The sequence below is a fragment of the Psychrilyobacter sp. genome (assembly GCF_049671765.1).
Taxonomy (GTDB): domain Bacteria; phylum Fusobacteriota; class Fusobacteriia; order Fusobacteriales; family Fusobacteriaceae; genus Psychrilyobacter.
Window position 1 is genome coordinate 1 of record NZ_JBATVM010000198.1, and the last position, 6,898, is coordinate 6,898.

Annotated in this window: 6 protein-coding genes; 2 read left to right on the forward strand and 4 right to left on the reverse strand. The window is 30.3% G+C overall.

Going from position 1 to position 6,898, the window contains the following annotated elements; translation table 11 throughout:
* The coding region (locus WBG30_RS09810) for an iron-containing alcohol dehydrogenase (RefSeq protein ID WP_424504475.1) at positions 1–1,180 on the forward strand (1,180 nt) is incomplete at its 5' end.
* Positions 1,181–1,290: 110 nt separating this feature from the next.
* Here WBG30_RS09810 and ptsP read toward each other — a convergent pair.
* From ptsP to fabV, 3 genes are all read right to left on the reverse strand, one after another.
* Positions 1,291–3,012, reverse strand: coding sequence for a phosphoenolpyruvate--protein phosphotransferase (ptsP, locus tag WBG30_RS09815; RefSeq protein ID WP_424504476.1), 1,722 nt, complete (start codon positions 3,010–3,012; stop codon positions 1,291–1,293).
* 68 nt (positions 3,013–3,080) lie between these two features.
* Positions 3,081–3,344 carry an HPr family phosphocarrier protein gene (locus WBG30_RS09820; protein ID WP_424504477.1) on the reverse strand — a complete coding sequence of 88 codons (264 nt, stop codon included), beginning with the start codon at positions 3,342–3,344 and terminating at the stop codon, positions 3,081–3,083.
* A gap of 126 nt (positions 3,345–3,470) precedes the next feature.
* Positions 3,471–4,667 (reverse strand): enoyl-ACP reductase FabV, encoded by a 1,197-nt coding sequence (gene fabV / locus WBG30_RS09825; protein WP_424504478.1) that lies wholly within the window; start codon positions 4,665–4,667, stop codon positions 3,471–3,473.
* A gap of 425 nt (positions 4,668–5,092) precedes the next feature.
* On the opposite strand from fabV, the gene WBG30_RS09830 reads away from it, so the two are divergent.
* Positions 5,093–6,346, forward strand: a complete 1,254-nt coding sequence (locus WBG30_RS09830) for a YihY/virulence factor BrkB family protein (protein ID WP_424504479.1) — start codon at positions 5,093–5,095, stop codon at positions 6,344–6,346.
* A 230-nt stretch (positions 6,347–6,576) separates the two neighbouring features.
* On the opposite strand, the gene WBG30_RS09835 is transcribed toward WBG30_RS09830, so the two are convergent.
* A partial coding sequence (locus WBG30_RS09835) for an FAD-dependent protein (protein WP_424504480.1) occupies positions 6,577–6,898 on the reverse strand: 322 nt, incomplete at its 5' end.

Consider the following 6,898-nt stretch of genomic DNA (forward strand, 5'->3'; position numbering starts at 1 on the left):
TTTTAACTGGAATTTCCCAACAGAGATTGCTTACGGTAACGGTAGAATCAACGAAGTTGGAGAAATAGCTAAAAATCATGGTAAGAAAGCTATGATCGCAACATATGCAAGAGGTGGATTTTTAGATCCAATTATAGATAAAGTTGAAGCTTCATTAAAAGCTGCAGGAATTGAATTTGTAACATTTACAGGAATTGAACCTAACCCAAGAACACAAACTATCGATAAGGCTATTGAAATATTCAAAGCTGAGAAATGTGACCTTGTTATTGCTCTCGGTGGCGGAAGTGTTATTGATGGATCTAAATATATAGCTGCTACTAGTTTTTCTGGTGGATTAGCTTGGGACTATGTTGTTTTAGGAGACAGAGTACCTAGAGAATATACCGGTGCATTCCCTATTATCTCTATTCCTACTATTTCTGCATCTGGTTCAGAATGTAATGCAGGTGGAGTTTTAACTAATGCTGAAACAAATGAAAAAAGTTTCTCTAGATCTGCTTATAGATTCCCTAAAGTAGCAATTGTTGATCCTGAGTTATTAACATCTGTTCCTTTAAGTATTACTAAAGATAGTTGTGTAGATATTTTCTCTCATTTAGTAGAGCACTACCTCTCTAGTCATGCTGAATCTGAATTTGCAGACAGACAAACTGAGGGTATGATCCTTACATTGATGGATAACTTTGATAAAATTATCAATAACCTTCAAGACACTGAAGTTAGAGGACAACTAGCTCTATGTTCTATATTTGGTTGGTCAGGTATCCAGGCTCTTGGTAGAACAGGTTGTATTCCAATGCATTCAATAGAGATGCCTTTAAGTGCAATTTATGACTTACCACATGGTAGAGGTATGATTGTTGTAATCCCACCATACTTGGAATTATTTGCAGATGTATTACCACACAGATGGGCTAAATTAGCTAGAAGATGTTTTGGTGTAACAGAGCAAGATGATATAAAAGCTGCAAAAATGCTATCAGGTAAAGTTGTTGAATGGTTAAAATCTACAGATTCTTATTTAACTCTTTCAGATGTTGATATTCCATCTGATCAGTTTGAAAGAATGGCTGACGATATAGTTAGAATGTTTAAAGGTCCAAATCTTGAAACTACTCCTGGTCCGAGACCAATTACTAAAGAAGAAATCATTAAAGTTTACGAAATGTGTAAATAGAATTTTTTATTAGCTTTTGTTAATGATAGAAGAATTTCAAAAGCAAAAGAGGACAATAATTTTATTGTTATTGTCCTCTTTTATAAATTTTTATAAATTTTTATAAATTTTTATAAATTTTCGTTAAATTTTCTTATTTCAGTTTTAATCTCTTCAGAAGTAGCCATAGTCATTACTCTTTCAACTAATGCTTCACATTCTTTTTTATCTAAGTGAATAATATTTCTTTTAATACCTAATACAGAGATAGCAGACATTGAAAATGCGTCTAATCCCATACCAAATAAGATAGGAGTTGCTAATTCATCTCCTGCAAATTCTCCACACATAGAGATAGGTATTCCACCTTCATGAGCACCTTCTATAGATAATTTGATAGCTGCTAACACACCAGGATTGAAAGAATCATAAAGACTAGAGATTTTTTCATTTCCTCTATCTACAGCCAGTGTATATTGAGTCAAATCATTTGTACCAATTGAGAAAAAATCTACTTCTTGAGCAAAATACTTTGCTCTAAATGCTACAGCTGGAGTTTCAACCATAATACCTAATTGGATATTTCCATCAAAATTGATACCCTCATTTTTTAATTCGGCCTTACATTCTTCTAACAAAACTTTTGATTGTCTAACTTCATCTAATGAAATTATCATAGGAAGCATGATCTTAACATATCCAAATCCAGAAGCTCTAAGTAAGGCCCTAAATTGTGTTTTTAAGATTGCAGGTCTATCTAAGCAAACTCTGATTGCTCTCCATCCTAAAAATGGATTTTCCTCTTCAGGTAACTCCATATAAGATAATGCTTTGTCTCCACCGATATCCATTGTTCTAATAGTTACAGGAAGACCATTCATTCTTTCGACTACTTCTTTATATGCCTCAAATTGCTCCTCTTCAGTAGGAAATTTATCAGAATTCATAAATAAAAATTCAGTTCTGTAAAGACCTATTCCATCAGCACCATTTCTAAGGACACCATCAATATCAGAAGGCCCACCAATGTTAGCCCAAGCTCCTACAGTGATTCCATCTTTAGATGTTGCTTTCTTATCTTTTAATTCCTTTAATTCTTCTTTTTCAACATTAAATTTTTCTTTTGTCTTAAGAGCTACTACAATTTCTTCATTGGTAGGGTTGATAATAACTTTACCAGTTAATGCATCGACAATGATTGTTTCTCCTTCTTTAGCATCATTTAAGATAGTCTTTGTCCCTACAACGGCAGGAAGTTCTAAAGATCTAGCCATAATAGAAGAATGTGCTGTTTTACCACCTATTTGTGTAACAAATGCTACAACATTTTTAAGATCGATTTGAGCTGTATCTGACGGTGTTAAGTCATTGGCTATGATAACAGTCTCAGCAGGAAGGTTTCCTAAATCTATAATTGGAGTTCCTGTGATATTGTATAACCATCTTTTGGCTATATCTCTAAGGTCTGCTACTCTTTCCCTTAAATAAGGGTCATCTAAATTAGATAACATATCGCAATATACTTCTATTCCTTGAGAAAGTGCATATTCAGCTGATATTTGATCATCTTCAATTAATTCAACTACTTCTTCAAATAGATCTTCATCTTCTAAAAGAGTAATATGACCATCAAAAATAGTGGCTTTATCCTCTCCTAATTTTTTAGCAGTCATTTTTCTTATCTCAAACAATTGCTCTCTAGATTCATCTCTACCATCCAATAATCTTTTTTCTTCATTTTTTGCATCTATTACCTTATCTTTATTAATAAATAATTCTGTTTCTTTATATAAAAATGCTTTTCCAACAACAATTCCTGGAGAAGCATCTATACCTTCTATTAATTTTCTCATTTTGAGAACCTCCGTAATTAAAAATTTTTAAAAAAAAGATAGAAGGTCAAACCTTCTATCTTAAGTGATTAGTCTCTTAAGTTTGCTAAAAGATCTGTTAATTTTTCAACAGCAGTCTCAGCATCTGATCCTTCTGCATGAACAGTTACGTTAGTTCCTTTTTTTATCCCTAGAGATAATAATTTTAATAGTGATGTTCCTTTCACTTTCTTACCCGCTTCATTTTCAACTTCAATTTTTGATTCAAAAGTTTTAGCTACAGTTACGAATTCGTTTCCTGGTCTTGTATGTAATCCTGTGTCATTTGTGATTTTTACTGTTTTTGATGCCATTTTTTTTAATCCTCCTAATAATTTGAATAAATGTTTCTACAAATTTAGAATATCATAATTCAAAAAAAAGTGCAAATAATTTCGTTAAAATATGTCCATAAAACCCACATTATCCACAATCAGAACTTAAGGTCTTAAAGTTGACAACCACTCTAAATCTACATCTACATCATAATCAATTCCAACTGCTTCAAAACCATTTAAATTCATGAAATATTTTTTGTATAATTTAAAATCGCACAGCTCTTTGAAGTTCTCTTCTGTAATGTTTTTGTATATATTTACACTTTCTTCTTGAATATTCATATTTAATTCCAAAGAGTCCGGTCTCATCCTACCTTGTATATCAAAATTAGGAGAATCTCCATAGATCATATCCGAAAGAAGTCTATGAGTATGTTCCATACACGGCTCTTCTTGTCCTTTTTCTGCCATGACTTTAAATAGTACCGAAGCATATATTGAAAAACACGGAATAAAAGCACTGGCCTTTGTAGTTATTGCTCTATTGACAGCAGTATACACTTCTCCATTTAATTTGTCTTTTACCAAAGAATTTAAACTTATAGCACTATTTTCTAAATGTTCTTTTGCTCTACCAATAGTTCCATCTCTATATACTGCACGAGTGATGTCTCCTCCAATATATGAATAGGCTATACTTTTAAAACCATCATTACAGACATCTTCATCTACCAAAGCATTTACCCAATGGCTCCAGTCTTCTCCACCCATTACTTTAATAGTATTTGCAATTTCTTCTTCTGTTGCAGAATCAACACTCATATATTCAATTTCTTCTTTTTGAATATTTAGTGTGTATCCACCAAACTCTTCATTTATAGGTTTAATACAAGATCTATAAACAACACCAGTATTAGGATCTTGTCTTACTCCAGAAGCGACACTATATATTAGAAGGTCTATTTTACCTCCAAATTCCTTTTTTATATATTCAATAACTTCTTTTCTCATCTCATGGGAGAAAGCATCCCCAATAAAGTTTTTAGCAACTAATCCTTCTTTTTCTGCGGCTTCTTTAAACCAAATATTGTTATACCAACCAGCACTTCCAACTTTTTTTTCTGAACCTTCTTTTTCAAAAGAAACTCCAATGGTATCAGATTTACTTCCGCCAAATGCTAATGAAATTCTAGTAGATAATCCATATCCTGAAGAAGCTCCTAAAATTAGTACCTTTTTAGCACCTTCATATTGCTTACTATTTTTTGCAATTTTAATTTGGTCTTCAACTATTTTTTTACATCCCATGGGATGGCAGTTTAGAGCTAAACTTCCTCTTACTCTTGGTTTAATTATCATGTTTATTAAACACCTCCGTTTAATTAGTTTATCATAATATTTGCTATATTTACAAGGTAATTTATATAATCTAACTTTATTAAATAACTGTCGTAATTTTAAACTGATGTTAATTTTATAACTAAAGTTTTATAAATATTACTTTTCATCTAAAATTGTTGTTATTATTGAGCTTAAAGGATTTTAATAATTATTTAGTTGTTACATTTTAAATTTTTTATTAAAATGATTTATAGTAGGAAAGAAATTTATAGACGAAATAGTCAAAATACGAATTGTTTTTATTTTGATTATAAAAAGCTATATACTTCATAGGAATATATAGTTATACTTAGTAAAGTATATAATATTAAGTATACACATAAATAATTATAAATCCTACCATAATAATATGGATGAAAAATTAGGACTAGGAGTTGGTAAAAGTGAAATTTACTATAAGAAATTTTATACAGGGGATAAGAAAGCAAATTAGCCAGAGTAATAAATTAATCTTTAAAATACTAAAGTTAATCCTATTTACATTTGAAAATTATAAAAAAAGTAGGTCTGATCTTTGGTCATCTGCACTAACATTTTATTCCCTTCTTACTATTGTACCTGTAATTGCAATAGCTTTTGTTATTACTAAAGGATTTGGAGTAGAAAAAATAATAAAAGATGAATTATATAAGACCTTTTTTTTACAGGATGAAATTTTAGATCAAATTTTGATTTTTTCCCAGAGAACTTTGGAAAATACCAAGGGAGAATTAATAGCAGGAACAGGAATTTTATTTTTAATTTGGTCGGTTATAAAAATATTTTCTGCAGTTGAAAAATCATTTAATGAAATATGGAAAGTACAAGAATCAAGAAGTTTTGTAAGAAAGGTAACCGATTATATGTCACTTATTTTTTTATTTCCATTAATTATAGTCTTATCTAATGGACTCTCTGCAATATTACAAGTCTTCATATTAAAGATACACCCAGAGTTACTAGGAATTTTGAATTTCATTCCACAGGTCCTTATCATAATATTCTTTACCCTTATATATTTAATCATCCCAAATACAAAGGTTAAATTATCTACAGCATTTATAGCAGGATTATTTTCAGGGATTGTATTTCAAATAACGCAATCTATTTTTATTCATATACAGGTTAGTTTATTAAACTATAATGCAATCTATGGGAGTTTTTCCCTTATACCTATATTTATAATGTGGCAAAAGATAGTGTGGTTCATTATCTTATTGGGAGCTCATCTGTCCTTTATCATACAAAATTCCTATAAGTACTCCTACACTATAAATGAGATAAATTTAAATTTTTCATCTAAAAGAGATATATCTATAGTGTGCATATACTATCTTATAAAAAACTATGAGGAAAATAAATTGCCAATGAGTACCAATGAATTATCCCACAAGCTTGGAATTGCAATAGGAGTAACTCAGGATATACTAAATATGCTGGCAAAATTAAATTTTATAGTGGAAATAGTTACATCTAGTGATGAAAGAAAGTATAAACTCTCTAAAAATATAGAAATTATTTCTATTGGCTATATTATTTCTCAAATTACAGAGATAGGTTATAGCCAAAATGTAGGAGAGGAATCTAAGGAAATATTAGAAAAAATAGATGAAGCGAGAGAGAACTTTCAATATGATCTTTTGTTAAAAGATTTATAAATATCATAAGAAATAAGTCTTAATTTTGTTATTTTATAGAAATAAACTAAAAAACCACATCCTTGGTAACATTGACCTGGATGTGGTTTTTTTCCCATGTTATATAGAATTTATTTTAGGATGATAACTGTTATTTTATTTATTCCTCAGAACACCAATAGTATAAGGTATTCAAATATAGAATAGTTTCGTGGAAATCCTGTGGAAGCCTAAATAGTAATTTAATTTATTTATTCAGCAAATATACTATCTATAATTTTTAATCCATCTATGGCAGCACTAGTTATTCCACCGGCATATCCGGCACCTTCACCTATTGGATACAATCCCCTTGTACTGATAGACTCTCCTACATCATTTCTAGTAATCTTAACCGGTGCAGAAGTTCTTGTTTCAGGCCCTATTAGGAGTGCTTCGTTAGATATAAAATTAGGCATTTTTTTCCACTGATGGAAAGCTAACTTCATATTTTTCTTTATTACATCTGGAAAAAATTCATTTAAATTTTGAGATTTCATCCTCATAGGATAACTACTCTTAGGTAAAGAAGTA

Coding starts and splice junctions, on each gene's coding strand:
- ptsP (WP_424504476.1), bottom strand. CDS start 3,012: ATGAGAAAATTAATAGAAGGTATAGATGCTTCTCCAGGAATTGTTGTT.
- WBG30_RS09820 (WP_424504477.1), bottom strand. CDS start 3,344: ATGGCATCAAAAACAGTAAAAATCACAAATGACACAGGATTACATACA.
- fabV (WP_424504478.1), bottom strand. CDS start 4,667: ATGATAATTAAACCAAGAGTAAGAGGAAGTTTAGCTCTAAACTGCCAT.